Here is a 16,889-nt window from a genome sequence, read left to right as displayed (position 1 = left end):
CGCAGGCTCGGGCCGCGATCAGACGGTCTTTTGACTTTAATGCAGGCGAAAAAAAGCCCGCAGTGTGGGCGGGCGAAAGACCAAAGAAGCTATATGCGCAGTCGCTTCCCGGTGGAGGCAGCTGCTTGGGGGTCAGCTGCCCCGATAGGTGGAATAGCTGTAAGGCGAGATCAGCAGTGGCACGTGGTAGTGATCCTGCTCGGCAGAGATGCCGAAACGCAGCACCACCACGTCGAGGAACGCCGGTTCCGGCAACTGAACGCCACGGGCGCGGTAGTAATCGCCAGCGTGGAACTGCACCTGATAGACCCCGGTGCGGTAGTCATCGCCTTGCAGCAGCGGCGCATCGACCCGGCCATCGCTGTTGGTTATCGCACTGGCGACCAATTCCAGGTGCGAACCTTCAACGCGGTACAGCTCGACCTTGATCGAGCTGCCCGGGCAACCGTGTGCAGCGTCCAAAACGTGTGTTGTCAAACGTCCCATTGATTCTGCGCGCCTGGCCGCAAAGAGCAGTCAGACTTCGCGCCTCCCGAAGTCAGGTAAAAAGGAGACCGCACCGATTCGGAGCACGAAAAGTTGCGGCGAGCGACTGATTAAGACACTTTTCAAAAAAATTGTACACAATAAAAACGACATTTTTCACCTCACCCCCGCCATTCGGGCGTTTACCCCTGATCTACCCCTCAAGCGCCTGGCTATTGAACCTCACAGCCATTAGCTGACTGATCAGGCAGGTTTCTTGCAGGTTTACGCCATTAGCAGCAAAAGATGACAGTCGGTGAAAAATGCGAAAATTCAGGCTTACAAATTGCGAATAAAGTTGTATACAATCAGCCCATCGCTGTGACGCCAGCCTGTGCAGGCCGTTACACAAACCTGTCAACGAATAAGAAGGAAGACTGCAGTGAGCGCTGACTACCCACGCGACCTGATCGGTTACGGCAGTAACCCTCCTCACCCACACTGGCCGGGCAACGCGCGCATCGCCCTGTCCTTCGTGCTCAATTACGAAGAAGGCGGCGAGCGCAACATTCTGCACGGCGACAAAGAATCCGAAGCCTTCCTCTCCGAAATGGTTGCCGCCCAGCCGCTGCAAGGCGCACGCAACATGAGCATGGAATCGCTTTACGAGTATGGCAGCCGCGCCGGCGTCTGGCGGATCCTCAAGCTGTTCAAGGAATTCGACATTCCGCTGACCATCTTCGCTGTGGCAATGGCCGCCCAGCGCCACCCGGATGTGATCCGCGCAATGGTCGAAGCCGGTCACGAGATCTGCAGCCACGGCTACCGCTGGATCGACTACCAGTACATGGATGAGGCGCAGGAGCGCGAGCACATGCTCGAAGCGATCCGCATCCTCACCGAACTCACCGGCGAACGCCCACTGGGCTGGTACACCGGCCGCACCGGCCCGAACACCCGGCGCCTGGTGATGGAAGAAGGCGGTTTCCTCTACGACTGCGACACCTACGACGACGACCTGCCCTACTGGGAACCGAACAACCCGACCGGCAAACCGCATCTGGTGATCCCGTACACCCTCGACACCAACGACATGCGCTTCACCCAGGTGCAGGGTTTCAACAAGGGCGACGACTTCTTCGAATACCTCAAAGACGCGTTCGACGTACTGTACGCCGAGGGCGCCGAAGCGCCGAAGATGCTTTCGATCGGTCTGCACTGCCGGCTGATCGGCCGTCCGGCGCGTCTGGCCTCGCTCAAGCGTTTCATCGAATACGCCAAAAGTCATGAACAGGTGTGGTTCAGCCGTCGCGTCGATATCGCGCGTCACTGGCACGAAACCCACCCGTACCAAGGGGCCGCCCAATGAGCCGCTTTCAAACCCTGCAGCCGTCGACCCTGAGCCGCGACGCTTTCGTCAAAGCCTTCGCCGACATCTACGAACATTCGCCATGGGTGGCCGAGAAGGCCTACGACCTGGGCGTGGACGCTTCGATCGACGAGATCGAAACCCTGCACCAGCGCATGAGCGACATCCTGTTGAGCGCCGATCAAGCCAGTCAACTGGCACTGATCAATGCTCACCCGGACCTGGCCGGCAAAGCCGCCGTCCAGGGCCAACTGACCGAAGCCAGCACCAATGAACAGGCTGGCGCCGGTATTCACCAATGCACGGCCGAAGAGTTCCAGCGCTTCACCGAGCTGAACGACGCCTACAAGGCCAAGTTCAAGTTTCCCTTCATCATGGCGGTAAAAGGCAGCAACCGGCATCAGATCCTCGCGGCGTTCGAAACGCGCATTCACAACTCGGTCGACACCGAATTCAAATGCGCGCTGGCGGAGATCAACAAGATCGCCCTGTTCCGTTTACTGACTCTCTAGCGAAGCCTGGCCCGAGTGCATCAAACGCGGAGAGCACCCAGGGCCTTGCAAGCATCCCCAGCCAACTTATTAAAGGCAGACAAGAAGAATGAAAGCTTACGCCGTACCTTTCGAGAAGTTCGTCAACCTGGCCGATGCCCGTCTGGGCACCAAAATCATCTCGGTCACCGATGACTGGTTCGCAGACGCCAATCGTCTGTTTCAGCCGACCCCGGCCGTGTGGAAGGAGGGTGTGTTCGACGATAACGGCAAGTGGATGGACGGCTGGGAATCGCGTCGCAAGCGCTTCGAAGGCTACGACAGCGCGGTAATCCGCCTGGGCGTACCGGGTTCGATCAAAGGCGTGGACATCGACACCTCATTCTTCACCGGCAACTTCCCGCCATCGGCCTCGCTGGAAGCGTGCTTCCTGGCCTCGGGCGAGCCGGACGAAAACACCCAGTGGACTGAAGTGCTGTCGGCCGTCGAGCTGCAGGGCAACAGCCACCACTACCACGAAATCAGCAATGACCAAGCGTTCAGCCACTTGCGCTTCAACATCTACCCGGACGGCGGCGTCGCCCGTCTGCGCGTGTACGGCATTCCGTTCCGCGACTGGTCCGCTGTTGGCGACAACGAGCAAGTCGACCTGGCTGCAGCCCTTAACGGTGGCCGCGCCCTCGCCTGCTCCGACGAACACTTCGGTCGCATGAGCAACATCCTCAACCCGGGCCGTGGCATCAACATGGGCGACGGCTGGGAAACCGCACGTCGTCGCACCCCGGGCAATGACTGGGTGATCGTCGCGCTGGGCCATCCGGGCGAGATCGAAAAAATCATCGTCGACACCCTGCACTTCAAGGGCAACTACCCGGACACCTGCTCGATCCAGGGCGCGTTCGTCAAGGGCGGCACCGACAGCCAGATCGAAACCCAGTCGCTGTTCTGGCGTGAACTGCTGCCGAGCCAAAAGCTGGAAATGCACGCCGAACACACCTTCGTCGAGCAGATCAAGGCACTGGGCCCGATCACCCACATCCGTCTGAACGTGTTCCCGGATGGTGGTGTGAGCCGCCTGCGCGTTCTCGGCAAGGTAGCGAAGTAATGCTGAGCCTGTAGGAGCTGCCGCAGGCTGCGATCTTTCGATCTTGATCTTAAGAAAACAAAGTCAAAAGATCGCAGGCTTCGCCAGCTCCTACAGAGATCGCGCAAGACGCACTTAAAAGTTGAACAACACAGAATTCGGAAAAGAACAGCATGCGCACACTACAGATTGAACCGCTGACCAAAGAAGCCTTCGCCCCCTTCGGTGACGTGATCGAAACCGACGGCAGCGACCACTTCATGATCAACAACGGTTCGACCATGCGCTTCCACAAACTGGCGACGGTCGAAACCGCTACGCCTGAGGACAACGCGATCATCAGCATCTTCCGCGCCGACGCGCAGGACATGCCGCTGACCGTGAGCATGCTGGAACGCCATCCGCTGGGCAGCCAGGCTTTCATTCCGCTGCTCGGCAACCCCTTTCTGATCGTGGTCGCGCCACTTGGCGATGTACCTGTATCAGGCTTGGTCCGCGCCTTCGTCACCAACGGCAGGCAGGGCATCAATTACCATCGCGGCGTCTGGCACCACCCGGTGCTGACGATCGAAAAGCGGGATGACTTCCTGGTGGTTGATCGCAGTGGCACAGGCAATAACTGCGATGAGCATTTTTTCAAAGAGGATGAGCGTCTGATCCTCGCCCCCCACCAATAAGAGAAGGTCTGATCACTCGACAACAAGAGTGACAGGCGAGAGGTAAAGACTGTGGAAGCACATCTGTTGGAATGGCTGAACCTGAGCGTGCGCTGGGTTCACATGATCACTGGCGTGGCCTGGATCGGCGCGTCGTTCTACTTCGTCTGGCTGGAGAACAACCTCAACCGCGTCAACCCGAAAACCGGTCTTGCCGGTGATCTGTGGGCAATCCACGGCGGCGGTATCTATCACCTGGAAAAATACAAACTGGCCCCACCGTCGATGCCGGAGAACCTGCACTGGTTCAAATGGGAAGCCTACTTCACCTGGATGTCGGGGATCGCGCTGCTGTGCGTGGTGTTCTACTCCAACCCCGTGCTCTACCTCGTGGCACCCGGCAGCGGCCTGACCGGCCCTGAAGGCGTGGCCATCGGCATCGGTTCGCTGATCGCCGGCTGGTTCATCTACGACTTCCTTTGCGATTCGGCTCTGGGCAAGAAACCCGCCCTGCTCGGCTTCATCCTGTTCGTGCTGATCATCGGCGCGGCGTATGGCTTCAGCAAGGTGTTCAGCGGTCGTGGCGCGTATCTGCACGTCGGCGCGATCATCGGCACCATCATGGTCGGCAACGTGTTCCGCATCATCATGCCGGCGCAGCGTGCACTGGTCGCCGCGATTGCCGAGAACCGCACACCGGATCCGGCGCTGCCCGCCAAAGGCCTGCTGCGTTCGCGTCACAACAACTACTTCACCCTGCCGGTGCTGTTCATCATGATCAGCAACCACTTCCCGAGCACTTACGGCAGCCAGTACAACTGGTTGATCCTCGCCGGGATCGCGGTGTTGGCGGTGTTGGTGCGTCACTACTTCAACACCCGTCACGACAGCCACAAGTTTGCCTGGACCCTGCCAGTGGCAGCGGTGGGCATGATCACCCTGGCGTACGTCACCGGCCCTGCGCCGATGCCGACCGCACCGGACGTGGCCAAGGCACCCGCGAAAATCGAGTACCAGCCACTGCCGGAAACGGCACTGGGCGGTGGCGCGAAACCGGCTGAAGCGGCGGCACCTGCAGCGCCAGCAGCCCCTGCGGCAGCACCGGCGCAAGCGTCCAACGCAGGCCCTGCGTTCGACAAGGTGCACAACGTGATCCAGGAACGCTGCGCGGTCTGCCATTCGGCCAAACCGACCAGCCCGTTGTTCAGCGCGGCACCTGCCGGTGTGATGTTCGACACCCCCGAGCAGATCCGCCAGAACGCGGCGCGGATCCAGGCGCAAGCCATCACCACGCAGATCATGCCACTGGGCAACATCACGCAGATGACCCAGCAGGAACGTGACCTGATCGGTGCATGGATCGCGCAGGGAGCCCAGACCAACTAAGCAACACAAATTGTGGCGAGGGAGCTTGCTCCCGCTGGGTCGCGGAGCGGCCCCTCTCTTTGCCTGAAGAGCAAGGACTGCTACGCAGTCCAGCGGGAGCAAGCTCCCTCGCCACAGACCTGATGCAAAGAAACAGCTGTGAGCAACCCAACAGCTGTTAATCACAAGAATAAAAAAGATCCGAGGTGTTGCATGTCCGAGCTGTCCAAAGCGCGCATCCCCGACGCACCCGCCATTCAGCGTTTGCCCCTTTTGCAACTGATCCTGGTCGGTTTGCAACATGTTCTGCTGATGTACGGCGGTGCCATCGCGGTGCCGTTGATCATCGGACAGGCCGCTGGCCTGAGTCGTGAAGAAATTGCCTTCCTGATCAACGCCGACCTGCTGGTCGCCGGTATCGCCACCATCGTCCAGTCGCTCGGCATCGGCCCGATGGGCATCCGCATGCCGGTGATGATGGGCGCCAGTTTCGCGGCGGTCGGCAGCATGGTGGCCATGGCCGGGATGCCCGGTATCGGTCTGCAAGGGATCTTCGGCGCCACAATCGCCGCCGGGTTCTTCGGCATGCTCATCGCACCGTTCATGTCCAAAGTCGTGCGCTTCTTCCCGCCTTTGGTGACCGGCACGGTCATCACCTCGATCGGTTTGTCGCTGTTCCCCGTGGCCGTGAACTGGGCCGGTGGCGGCGCCGCTGCTGCGCAATTCGGTTCACCGATTTATCTGGCCATCGCCGCGCTGGTGCTGGCGACCATTCTGTTGATCCACCGCTTCATGCGCGGCTTCTGGGTCAATATTTCCGTGCTGATCGGCATGTGCCTGGGCTACGTGCTCTGCGGTGCGATCGGCATGGTCGACCTGAGCGGCATGGCCAGCGCGCCATGGGTTCAGTTCGTCACCCCGCTGCACTTCGGCATGCCGAAATTCGAACTGGCGCCAATCCTGTCGATGTGCCTTGTGGTGGTGATCATCTTCGTCGAGTCCACCGGCATGTTTCTCGCGCTGGGCAAAATCACCGGTCAGGAAGTCTGCCCACGGATGCTGCGGCGCGGCCTGCTGTGCGATGCCGGGGCCTCGTTCGTCGCCGGTTTCTTCAACACCTTCACCCATTCCTCCTTCGCGCAGAACATCGGCCTGGTGCAGATGACCGGCGTACGCTGCCGCTCCGTGACCATCGTTGCCGGCGGTTTGCTGATCGTGCTGAGCCTGCTGCCGAAAGCGGCATTCCTGGTGGCGTCGATTCCGCCGGCGGTGTTGGGCGGTGCGGCGATCGCGATGTTCGGCATGGTCGCAGCCACCGGGATCAAGATTCTTCAGGAAGCGGACATCGGTGACCGTCGCAACCAGTTGCTGGTCGCGGTGAGCATCGGCATGGGCCTGATTCCGGTGGTGCGACCGGAGTTCTTCGCGCATCTGCCGCTGTGGATGAGCCCGATCACTCACAGCGGCATCGCCATGGCCACGCTCAGTGCGCTGACCCTGAACCTGTTGTTCAACATCCTCGGCGGTAAAGAGCGCGCGGCGATCAACGACTGCCACGCACATCAGCATTAACCAAGTCACCACAAAACCTTGTGGGAGCGAGCCTGCTCGCGAAAGCGTTGTGTCATTCAACAGTGATGGCGACTGACACGCCCTCTTCGCGAGCAGGCTCGCTCCCACAGGGGACGTGCAACACCCTGCCTCAACAATAAAAACAAGAGGGAGCAACAGATGATTCGCACGCAAACCAGCGTTCTGTTGAGTGGCGGCCTGCTGGCCGCGAGTCAGGCCATGGCCGGCGATTTACTGCTGTGGCAGACCAACAGCCTGAGCTACCTGTACGGCAAGAACTTCGCGATCAACCCGTCGATCCAGCAGACGGTGACGTTCGAGCACGCCGACAAGTGGAAGTACGGCGACAACTTCCTGTTCGTCGACAAGATCTTCTACAACGGTCAGGAAGACCGCAACAAAGGCCCGCACACGTTCTACGGCGAATTCACCCCGCGCTTCTCGTTCGGCAAGATCTTCGACCAGAAAATCGAATTCGGCCCGATCAAGGACGTGCTGCTGGCGATGACCTACGAGTACGGCGAAGGCGACAGCGAGGCATACCTGATCGGCCCCGGCTTCGACCTCAAGGTGCCCGGCTTCAACTACGTGACCCTGAACATCTTCCGCCGCCACACGGAAGGCCCGCGCCCCGGCGACGGCGTCTGGCAGATCACCCCGGGCTGGTCTTACAGCGTGCCGCTGGGCAATTCCGACCTGTTGATCGACGGCTATCTGGATTGGGTCGTCGACAATGACCAGAACTCGCGCGGCACCTACCACGCCAACCTGCACATCAATCCGCAGATCAAATACGACCTCGGCAAAGCTCTGGGCTGGAGCCACAAGCAGCTGTACGTCGGCACCGAATACAGCTACTGGAAGAACAAATACGGCGTCGAAAGCAGCCACAACCTCGACACCAACCAGAACACCGCCAGCCTGCTGGTGAAGGTGCACTTCTGAGATGGCCCGCAACCGTGCCCCATACCTGTCGTCGGTGCTCTGTTGCGGGGCACTTGAGAGCTGGCCGAGGAGTCAGTATTCTCCGCGGCCTCTTGAATTCGGTCTAAAAAAAAGCCCGAATTTAATTCCTGACCGACGAGCCAACTTATCCCGGCCCCGGTCAGTACCGAGGCATCCCGAAAACACGCGCAATCGACTGTTTTTCAGCAGCCGAACGGGCGTTTTTTTGCTTTTCGAAAGCCTTGGCCCAGCTCTTGCTATCACCAGCGAAGCTGACCGATCGGATGACTTTTGCAGCAACGAAAAAAGGCGCCACACCAGAGCGCCGATCTTAAAAAAATAAACGTGGAACACCTACTTTGGGAGCAACCGAATGAAACGTATGTGCACCAGCCTGATGCTTGCGGGATCGATGCTGGCCGGCGGCGAGGCCATGGCCGATGGCCTGCTGCAATGGCAGAACAACAGCCTGACCTACCTCTACGGCAAAGACTTCAAGGTCAACCCGGCGATCCAGCAGACCGTCACCTTCGAGCACGCCGATGCCTGGAAATACGGGGATAACTTCCTGTTCGTCGACAAGATCTTCTACAACGGCAAGCCAGATGGCGGCGTCGGCAACAACACCTACTACGGTGAGTTCCAGCCACGCATCTCGCTGGGCAAAGTCCTGGATCAGAAACTCGAATTCGGTCCGATCAAAGACGTGCTGCTGGCGATGACTTACGAGTTCGGTGAAGGCGACGTCGAGTCGTACCTGATCGGTCCAGGTTTTGACCTGGCGATCCCGGGTTTCGACTACTTCCAGCTGAACTTCTACCAGCGCCACACCGACGGCTCGCGTCCGGGTGACAACGTCTGGCAGATCACCCCGGTCTGGTCCTACACCATCCCGGTCGGCAGCTCGAACGTACTGATCGACGGTTACATGGACTGGGTGGTCGACAACGACGTCAACAGCAAAGGCGAATATCACGCCAACCTGCACTTCAACCCGCAGGTCAAATACGACTTGGGCAAGGCACTGCATTTCGGCGAGAAGCAGCTGTACGTCGGTGTTGAATACGACTACTGGAAAGACAAGTACGGGATCGACGACACCCGTGGCTTTACCACCAATCAGAACGTGACCAGCTTCCTGGTGAAGTTCCACTTCTGATAAAGATCAAAAGATCGCAGGCTTCGCCAGCTCCTACAGGGATAGCGCATTTCAATGTAGGAGCTGCCGCAGGCTGCGATCTTTTGCCTTTAAGAAGTTAACCCCAGAAACCGGCACAGCTCCTCACGCTTGGCCAACGCATCGCGCCGTCCCAGGTCGATCAGCTCGCTGCAATACCCCGCCTCGAACAGCAGATAACTCAGCACCCCTGCCCCACTGGTCTTGGTCGCCCCCGGGCCGCGCAAGAACAGACGCAATGCCGCCGGCAATTCCTGTCGATGTCGCGCCGCGATCTCGTCGATCGGCTGACTCGGCGCAATCACCAGCACCTCCACCGGCGCCACCCCCAGCTCCCGAGTCGGTACGCCCTCGGGCATCAGGTGACTGAACTGGTTCAGACGCTGCAGCAACTCGATGTCGCTCTCCAGGCTGTCAATGAACGTGCTGTTGAGCATGTGCCCGCCGATCTGCGCCAGCGTTGGCTGCTGACCGGTGTAGGCACGCTCCAGCGGCTGCTGCGGATCAAAACCGCGCGGGTTGCCGCTGACGCCCACCACCAGTACCCGACTCGCGCCCAGGTGCAGCGCCGGGCTGATCGGTGCCGATTGGCGTACCGCGCCGTCGCCGAAATATTCCTCACCGATTTTCACCGGGGCAAACAGCAACGGGATCGCTGAACTGGCGAGCAGGTGATCCACCGACAATTGCGCCGGCACGCCGATCCGCCGATGGCGCAACCACGCATCGATCGTGCCGCCGCCCTGATAGAAGGTCACCGCCTGCCCCGATTCGTAGCCGAACGCGGTCACCGCCACCGCATGCAATTGCTTGCGCGCGATGGATTCGGCGATACCGGGCATGTGCAGTTTTTCATTGAGCAGGTCGCGCAGCGGCGAACTGTTGAGCAGCGCCACCGGCAGTTGGCGACCGATGCCGAGCAGGCTGTGACTGACAAAGCGGCTGGCCTGACGGATCACCCCCGGCCAGTCACTGCGCAACACCCGATGACTGCGAAAGCCCTGCCAGAACAGCGTAAGGCGTTCGATGGCCGCGCGAAAATCGGTGGCACCACTGGCCAGGCTGACCGCGTTGATCGCCCCGGCCGAGGTGCCGACGATCACCGGAAACGGATTGTCCGCGCCCAGCGGCAGCAATTCGGCAATCGCCGCCAGCACCCCCACCTGATACGCCGCCCGAGCCCCGCCGCCGGAAAGAATCAAACCTGTGACCGGTTCAGCTGGGCTCATCGCAACGCTCCATGGTGCTTGAAAGGGTGAGTGAATCAGCCGCGCCGTTTCGGGTAAAGCTTTGGCTCGCCCGGTGGACGGCTTTTGAAGCGGCGGTGCGCCCACAAGTATTGCTCAGGGCAGGCGCGCAGCGCACTTTCCACCCATTGATTAATGCGGATGCAGTCGGCCTCTTCGGTCTCGCCCGGGAAGTCTTCCAGCGGCGGGTGGATCACCAGTTTGTAACCGCTGCCATCCGCCAGACGCTCCTGAGTGAACGGCACCACCAGCGCTTTACCCAACCGGGCAAACTTGGTGGTCGCGGTCACGGTCGCCGCCTGAATGCCGAACAGCGGCACGAAGATGCTTTGCTTGGCGCCGTAGTCCTGATCCGGTGCGTACCAGATCGCCCGGCCCGAACGCAGCAGTTTGAGCATGCCGCGCACGTCATCACGCTCCACCGCCAGCGAATCGAGGTTGTGCCGCTCACGGCCCCGACGCTGGACGAAATCGAACAACGGGTTCTTGTGCTCGCGGTACATGCCATCGATGGTGTGCTGCTGACCGAGCAGCGCCGCGCCGATTTCCAGGGTGGTGAAGTGCGCGGCCATCAGAATGACGCCCTTGCCCTCGCGCTGGGCCTTTTGCAGATGCTCCAGGCCTTCGACATGCGCCAGTTTGGCCAGACGCTCACGCGACCACCACCAACTCATCGCCATTTCAAAAAAAGCGATGCCGGTGGAGGCGAAGTTTTCCTTGAGCAGGCGTTTGCGCTCGGCAGCGGATTTTTCCGGGAAGCACAGCTCGAGATTGCGCTTGGCGATGCGCCGCCGGTCGCCGGCCACGCGATACATCAATGCGCCCAAAACACGACCGATCGTCAGTAAAACCGCATATGGCAACTGCACGACCAGCCACAACAGCCCCAGACCGCACCAGAGCGGCCAGAAGCGGGGAGAAAGAAAGGCTCTTCGAAAACGCGGGCGATCCATTAAAGCTTCCGTAAATTCAGTGGCCGCGCATTCTACATCGTTCGACCCGGCTTGCGGCTCGCGGGCGTTCTCGTTATAAGTCTCGGCACTTTTAGTGACAAGCCGTTGTATGCCGATATGAGCCAAAACGAATCGCCAGACCGAGATCCCGTGTTCCAGTTGAAGGGCAGCATGCTGGCCATCACGGTGCTGGAACTGTCCCGCAACGACCTCGACAGCCTTGATCGGCAACTGGCCGCCAAAGTCGCCCAGGCGCCGAATTTCTTCAGCAATGCACCGCTGGTCCTGGCGCTGGACAAACTGCCGCCCGGCGAAGGCGCGGTCGATCTGCCCGGCCTGATGCGCGTATGCCGCCAGCATGGTCTGCGCACCCTGGCGATCCGCGCCAGCCGTATCGAAGACATCGCTGCCGCCATCGCCATCGACATCCCGGTGCTGCCGCCGTCCGGCGCCCGCGAGCGACCGCTGGAAGCGCCGGAACCGGAAGTCAAAAAGAAGCCGGAAAAGCCGCCGGAGCCGACGGTCAAACCGACCCGCGTCATCACTACGCCAGTACGTGGTGGCCAACAGATATATGCCCAGGGTGGCGATCTGGTCGTGGTTTCCTCGGTCAGTCCGGGGGCGGAACTTCTGGCCGATGGCAACATCCATGTATACGGCCCGATGCGCGGTCGCGCACTGGCCGGCGTCAAAGGCGACACCAAGGCCCGGATTTTCTGTCAGCAATTGAGCGCTGAACTGATCTCCATCGCCGGGCATTACAAGGTTTCCGAAGATTTGCGCCGCGATCCACTGTGGGGCTCCGGCGTCCAGGTCAGCCTGTCGGCCGACGTGTTGAACATCATTCGGCTTTAACGGATACTGCCGCATTTTCCAAGCATCTCTAAAACGTAGCGAAAACGGCTCAAACGAAGTAGGAAAAAGGAACAAGCAGCGTTTGCCCCCGGCAAGTGCGACTTGCGCCGAATTCCAGCCAAGGCTGTCCGACTGCAGTAGTTTTCAAGAGATGTTTTTCAGGGGCTAAAAAGTCCTTCTTCCTTAGGGGTGAAACACCTTGGCCAAGATTCTCGTGGTTACATCCGGCAAGGGTGGTGTGGGTAAGACCACCACCAGCGCCGCTATCGGTACCGGCCTCGCTCTGCGCGGCCATAAAACAGTGATCGTCGACTTCGACGTGGGCCTGCGTAACCTCGACCTGATCATGGGTTGCGAGCGTCGCGTGGTGTACGACTTCGTCAACGTGGTCAACGGCGAAGCCAACCTGCAGCAGGCCCTGATCAAAGACAAGCGCCTGGAAAACCTCTACGTGCTGGCCGCCAGCCAGACCCGCGACAAAGACGCGCTGACCCAGGAAGGCGTGGAAAAAGTCCTGATGCAGTTGAAGGAAGACTTCGACTTCGTGGTCTGCGACTCCCCGGCGGGCATCGAGAAAGGTGCGCACCTGGCCATGTACTTCGCCGACGAAGCGATCATCGTGACCAACCCGGAAGTGTCCTCGGTACGCGACTCCGACCGCATGCTGGGCCTGCTGGCCAGCAAATCGCGTCGTGCCGAACTCGGCGAAGAGCCGATCAAGGAACACCTCCTGCTGACCCGTTACAACCCGCAGCGCGTCAGCGATGGCGAAATGCTGGGCGTCGAAGACGTGAAAGAAATCCTGGCCGTGACCCTGCTGGGCGTCATCCCTGAGTCGCAGGCGGTCCTGAAGGCTTCCAACTCGGGCGTTCCAGTGATTCTCGACGACCAGAGCGATGCCGGTCAGGCCTACAGCGATGCCGTTGATCGTCTGCTGGGCAAAGAAAAAGAACATCGTTTCCTCGATGTTACGAAGAAGGGATTCTTCGAGCGCCTGTTTGGAGGTAGGTAATGAACCTTTTTGACTTCTTTCGTGCCAACAAAAAGCCAAGTACCGCCTCGGTAGCGAAAGAGCGTCTACAGATCATCGTGGCGCATGAGCGCGGCCAGCGCAGCACGCCGGATTACCTGCCAGCCTTGCAGAAGGAACTGGTCGACGTGATCCGCAAGTACGTCAACATCGGCAACGACGACGTACATGTTGCACTGGAAAGCCAGGGCAGTTGCTCGATTCTGGAACTCAACATCACCCTGCCCGATCGCTGAGTCGATCCGGCAGTCGCTACGGCGGCTCAGATCCCTGATGCCTCTGTAGGAGCTGCCGAAGGCTGCGATCTTTTGATCTTGTTTCTGAACATCAAAAGATCGCAGCCTTCGGCAGCTCCTACAAGGGCATTGGGGTTTCTGAGCCGCCGTTGGCATTTGTTACGAGGCTGTTTTAATGCCGTTGTCCAACATCCGCATCATTCATCAGGACGCCGCCGTACTGGTGGTCGACAAACCGACGTTGCTGCTCTCGGTGCCCGGTCGTGCCGACGACAACAAGGACTGCCTGATCACCCGTCTGCAGGAAAACGGCTACCCGGAAGCGCGCATCGTCCATCGCCTGGACTGGGAAACCTCCGGCATCATTCTGCTGGCCCGCGACGCCGATACCCACCGCGAACTGTCGCGGCAGTTTCACGATCGTGAAACAGAGAAAGCCTACACTGCGCTCTGCTGGGGTCAGCCGGAACTGGACAGCGGCAGCATCGACTTGCCCCTGCGCTACGATCCGCCGACCAAACCGCGGCACGTGGTCGACCACGAATTCGGCAAGCATGCGCTGACCTTCTGGCGCGTACTGGAACGTTGCGGCGATTGGTGCCGCGTCGAACTGACGCCGATCACCGGGCGCTCGCACCAGTTGCGTGTGCACATGCTGTCCATCGGTCACCCGCTGCTGGGCGACGGGCTCTACGCCCACGAACAGGCCCTGGCCGCCTGGCCGCGTCTGTGCCTGCACGCCAGCATGCTGAGCTTCACCCACCCGCAAACCGGCGAGCGTCTGCGCTTCGAATGCCCGGCACCGTTTTAAGCGTTGCCTGAGCGGCAGCGCGTTTTTTTGTACAAGGATTTTGTTTTCGGATGAGTTGTATTGATTCCCTGGTAACACCCCTCACGAAAGTTCGTCATCAACTGCTTTACCTGATTTACGGCAATCAGGATGTGTACCGGCGCGAAGCCAAGTTCAGCATCCTGACCGCGCTGTCCCAAGCCAAAAACGGCGAGCGACCGGCCATCCGCATTCTCACTGATCGCCCCGATGACTATGCGGGCTGGCCGGTCGACACGGTGTTGCTGGACGAAGCGACCCTGACCCGCTGGCAAGGCACCCACGGCTATCACCACCGTCGCAAGGCCTGCGCCATCGCCGCGGGCATGCAGTGGGCGGAAAAGACTCTGTTCGTCGACACCGACACCCTGTTTACCCGCCACCCGAGCCAACTGTTCAAACTCATCGAGCCGAACCGCTCAGTGATGGATCGCTTCGAGTACGACTGGAAAGATGTGCACCAGCGTCCCGACTATCAAAAACTCGGTCGCGACCTGCGCCGCCACGGCGTGACACCGGATAACGGGTTCAAGCTCTACAACAGCGGTTTGTGCGGCGTGACCGACAGGGATTCGGCGCTGTTCGAAGAGTCGATTCGCCTGATTGATGAATGGACACTCGGCGGCTTCGAAATCCACACCATCGAACAGATCGCCCTGTCGTACGCCATGCGCGAGCGGCACGTGGTGGAAGCGCGCAAACACGTCTACCACTACTTCGCAGAAAAACGTTTTTTCCACGCGATGCAGACGTACTTCTTCTCCCAGCACGGCGAGCAGTTCAGCCAGCGCCTGGTGGATCTGTGCAGCGATGTGCCACGGGTCAAACCGTTCCCGTCAGCCTGGCGCCGATTGAAAATCAAATGGAAGCTGCGCCACCAGAGCGGCACGCTGCGTAAAGTCGGTCGCGACCTGCTGTACGGCAGCGCCGCGCCGGAAGATCCGTACTACAGCGCCTGCCGCCACGAATGGTGGGAATGCGCCTCGCGGGAAATACTCCGTTGGGACGAAAGCCGGCAGAAAAAACTGCTGAGCCAGAAGCCCTGGCCGCAACAGCTGCCGCGTCCGGATAAACCCGAGGACGAAAAAATCATCATGAGCTACCTGAAAAAACGCGTAGCCGCCGCCCGCTGAATACCACCATCCTGTAGGAGCTGCGGCACGCTGCGATCTTTTGATTTTGATTTCAACAAACCGAATCAAAAGATCGCAGCGTGCCGCAGCCCCTACAGGAATCCGCTTCAGATTCAATTCCCTGGCCGATGCGTTAAACTCCTGCCCATTGCTGTCTGGAGCTTCTTATGCGCGAAGAGTTGAACCAAGGCCTGATCGACTTCCTCAAGGCCTCCCCTACCCCGTTCCACGCCACCGCCAGCCTTGTTCAGCGTCTGGAGGCCGCCGGTTACGTGCGCCTCGACGAGCGCGAGCCGTGGACCACCGAGGCCAACGGCCGCTACTACGTCACCCGTAACGACTCCTCGATCGTCGCGATCAAAATGGGCCGCAACTCGCCGCTGCACGACGGTATCCGTCTGGTCGGTGCCCATACCGACAGCCCATGCCTGCGGGTCAAGCCGCAACCGGAACTGCAACGTCAGGGCTTCTGGCAACTGGGCGTTGAAGTCTACGGCGGCGCGCTGCTGGCGCCGTGGTTCGACCGCGACCTGTCGCTGGCCGGCCGCGTTACCTTCCGCCGCGACGGCAAGGTCGAAAGCCAGCTGATCGACTTCAAGGCACCGATCGCAATCATTCCCAACCTGGCGATTCACCTCAACCGTGAAGCCAATCAGGGCTGGGCGATCAACGCGCAGACCGAGCTGCCGCCGATCCTCGCGCAATTCGCCGGCGACGAACGCGTCGACTTCCGCGCCGTACTGACTGATCAACTGGCCCGCGAACATGGCCTGAACGCCGATGTGGTGCTGGATTACGAGCTGAGTTTCTACGACACCCAGAGCGCGGCGGTCATCGGCCTGCATGGCGACTTCATCGCCGGTGCGCGCCTTGACAACCTGCTGTCCTGCTACGCCGGCCTGCAAGCCCTGCTTACCGCCGACACCGAAGAAACCTGCGTACTGGTGTGCAACGACCACGAAGAAGTCGGCTCCTGCTCGGCCTGCGGTGCCGATGGCCCGATGCTCGAACAGACCCTGCGCCGCCTGCTGCCGGAAGGTGACGAGTTCGTCCGCACCATCCAGAAATCGCTGCTGGTCTCGGCCGACAACGCCCACGGCGTGCACCCCAACTACGCCGAGAAGCACGACGCCAACCACGGCCCGAAACTCAACGCCGGCCCGGTGATCAAGGTCAACAGCAACCAGCGCTACGCCACCAACAGCGAAACCGCGGGGTTCTTCCGCCACCTGTGCATGGCCGAAGAAGTACCGGTGCAGAGCTTCGTGGTGCGCAGCGACATGGGCTGCGGCTCGACCATCGGCCCGATCACCGCCAGCCACTTGGGCGTGCGCACCGTCGACATCGGCCTGCCGACCTTCGCCATGCACTCGATTCGCGAACTGTGCGGCAGCCACGACCTGGCGCACCTGGTCAAAGTGCTGAGCGCGTTCTACGCCAGCCGCGAGTTGCCGTAATCTCATCGCAAAACCCTGTAGGAGC

Annotated in this window: 17 protein-coding genes; 14 read left to right on the top strand and 3 right to left on the bottom strand. The window is 60.3% G+C overall.

What is annotated here, in order from left to right; translation table 11 throughout:
- Window positions 1-132: 132 nt before the first annotated feature.
- The gene (gene uraH, locus JN524_RS25715) at window positions 133-486 is read right to left on the bottom strand and encodes a hydroxyisourate hydrolase (protein WP_003223171.1); all 354 of its coding nucleotides are present in this window, start codon (window positions 484-486) and stop codon (window positions 133-135) included.
- A gap of 421 nt (window positions 487-907) precedes the next feature.
- Between uraH and puuE the strand changes: the two genes are divergently transcribed.
- The 8 genes from puuE (at window position 908) to JN524_RS25675 (ending at window position 9,106) form a co-directional block, all read left to right on the top strand.
- Window positions 908-1,834: an allantoinase PuuE gene (puuE, locus tag JN524_RS25710; protein ID WP_096797017.1), complete on the top strand. Its 927-nt coding sequence runs from the start codon at window positions 908-910 to the stop codon at window positions 1,832-1,834.
- On the top strand, window positions 1,831-2,346 hold the full coding sequence (gene uraD, locus JN524_RS25705) for a 2-oxo-4-hydroxy-4-carboxy-5-ureidoimidazoline decarboxylase (protein ID WP_202371151.1): 516 nt from the start codon (window positions 1,831-1,833) through the stop codon (window positions 2,344-2,346). The genes puuE and uraD overlap by 4 nt, the downstream gene beginning before the upstream one ends.
- An 88-nt stretch (window positions 2,347-2,434) precedes the next feature.
- The gene (alc, locus tag JN524_RS25700) at window positions 2,435-3,430 is read left to right on the top strand and encodes an allantoicase (RefSeq protein ID WP_003223166.1); all 996 of its coding nucleotides are present in this window, start codon (window positions 2,435-2,437) and stop codon (window positions 3,428-3,430) included.
- Window positions 3,431-3,582: 152 nt separating this feature from the next.
- Window positions 3,583-4,086 (top strand): ureidoglycolate lyase, encoded by a 504-nt coding sequence (locus JN524_RS25695; protein WP_041068829.1) that lies wholly within the window; start codon window positions 3,583-3,585, stop codon window positions 4,084-4,086.
- A 51-nt stretch (window positions 4,087-4,137) separates the two neighbouring features.
- Window positions 4,138-5,451 carry a urate hydroxylase PuuD gene (locus tag JN524_RS25690; RefSeq protein ID WP_135295276.1) on the top strand — a complete coding sequence of 438 codons (1,314 nt, stop codon included), beginning with the start codon at window positions 4,138-4,140 and terminating at the stop codon, window positions 5,449-5,451.
- A gap of 192 nt (window positions 5,452-5,643) precedes the next feature.
- Window positions 5,644-7,002 carry a nucleobase:cation symporter-2 family protein gene (locus tag JN524_RS25685; RefSeq protein ID WP_202371150.1) on the top strand — a complete coding sequence of 453 codons (1,359 nt, stop codon included), beginning with the start codon at window positions 5,644-5,646 and terminating at the stop codon, window positions 7,000-7,002.
- 159 nt (window positions 7,003-7,161) lie between these two features.
- Window positions 7,162-7,947: an outer membrane protein OmpK gene (locus JN524_RS25680; RefSeq protein WP_098967918.1), complete on the top strand. Its 786-nt coding sequence runs from the start codon at window positions 7,162-7,164 to the stop codon at window positions 7,945-7,947.
- A 373-nt stretch (window positions 7,948-8,320) separates the two neighbouring features.
- Window positions 8,321-9,106 carry an outer membrane protein OmpK gene (locus JN524_RS25675; RefSeq protein WP_202371149.1) on the top strand — a complete coding sequence of 262 codons (786 nt, stop codon included), beginning with the start codon at window positions 8,321-8,323 and terminating at the stop codon, window positions 9,104-9,106.
- Window positions 9,107-9,195: 89 nt separating this feature from the next.
- Here JN524_RS25675 and JN524_RS25670 read toward each other — a convergent pair whose 3' ends face one another.
- Both JN524_RS25670 and JN524_RS25665 read right to left on the bottom strand, forming a co-directional pair.
- Window positions 9,196-10,353 carry a patatin-like phospholipase family protein gene (locus tag JN524_RS25670; RefSeq protein ID WP_202371148.1) on the bottom strand — a complete coding sequence of 386 codons (1,158 nt, stop codon included), beginning with the start codon at window positions 10,351-10,353 and terminating at the stop codon, window positions 9,196-9,198.
- A gap of 35 nt (window positions 10,354-10,388) precedes the next feature.
- Window positions 10,389-11,324: a lipid A biosynthesis lauroyl acyltransferase gene (locus JN524_RS25665; RefSeq protein WP_096797021.1), complete on the bottom strand. Its 936-nt coding sequence runs from the start codon at window positions 11,322-11,324 to the stop codon at window positions 10,389-10,391.
- 117 nt (window positions 11,325-11,441) lie between these two features.
- Between JN524_RS25665 and minC the strand changes: the two genes are divergently transcribed.
- The 6 genes from minC (at window position 11,442) to JN524_RS25635 (ending at window position 16,864) form a co-directional block, all read left to right on the top strand.
- Window positions 11,442-12,179 carry a septum site-determining protein MinC gene (gene minC / locus JN524_RS25660; protein WP_027613349.1) on the top strand — a complete coding sequence of 246 codons (738 nt, stop codon included), beginning with the start codon at window positions 11,442-11,444 and terminating at the stop codon, window positions 12,177-12,179.
- Between the two features lie 199 nt (window positions 12,180-12,378).
- Window positions 12,379-13,191, top strand: a complete 813-nt coding sequence (minD, locus tag JN524_RS25655) for a septum site-determining protein MinD (protein ID WP_007960626.1) — start codon at window positions 12,379-12,381, stop codon at window positions 13,189-13,191.
- A complete protein-coding gene (gene minE, locus JN524_RS25650; protein WP_003223146.1) occupies window positions 13,191-13,445 on the top strand; it encodes a cell division topological specificity factor MinE in 255 nt (84 codons plus the stop codon). The genes minD and minE overlap by 1 nt, the downstream gene beginning before the upstream one ends.
- A 175-nt stretch (window positions 13,446-13,620) precedes the next feature.
- Complete coding sequence (locus tag JN524_RS25645; protein ID WP_027613350.1) at window positions 13,621-14,256, top strand: RluA family pseudouridine synthase; 636 nt, start codon at window positions 13,621-13,623, stop codon at window positions 14,254-14,256.
- A gap of 50 nt (window positions 14,257-14,306) precedes the next feature.
- Complete coding sequence (locus tag JN524_RS25640) at window positions 14,307-15,407, top strand: hypothetical protein (protein ID WP_202371147.1); 1,101 nt, start codon at window positions 14,307-14,309, stop codon at window positions 15,405-15,407.
- 167 nt (window positions 15,408-15,574) lie between these two features.
- Window positions 15,575-16,864: a M18 family aminopeptidase gene (locus tag JN524_RS25635; RefSeq protein ID WP_047598982.1), complete on the top strand. Its 1,290-nt coding sequence runs from the start codon at window positions 15,575-15,577 to the stop codon at window positions 16,862-16,864.
- The last annotated feature ends 25 nt before the right edge of the window (window positions 16,865-16,889 follow it).

The sequence above is a fragment of the Pseudomonas sp. MWU318 genome, assembly GCF_016756945.1.
Classification (GTDB): domain Bacteria; phylum Pseudomonadota; class Gammaproteobacteria; order Pseudomonadales; family Pseudomonadaceae; genus Aquipseudomonas; species Aquipseudomonas putida_A.
The sequence above is the reverse complement of the archived record's forward strand: the minus strand, read 5'-3'. Positions and strand labels throughout refer to the sequence as shown.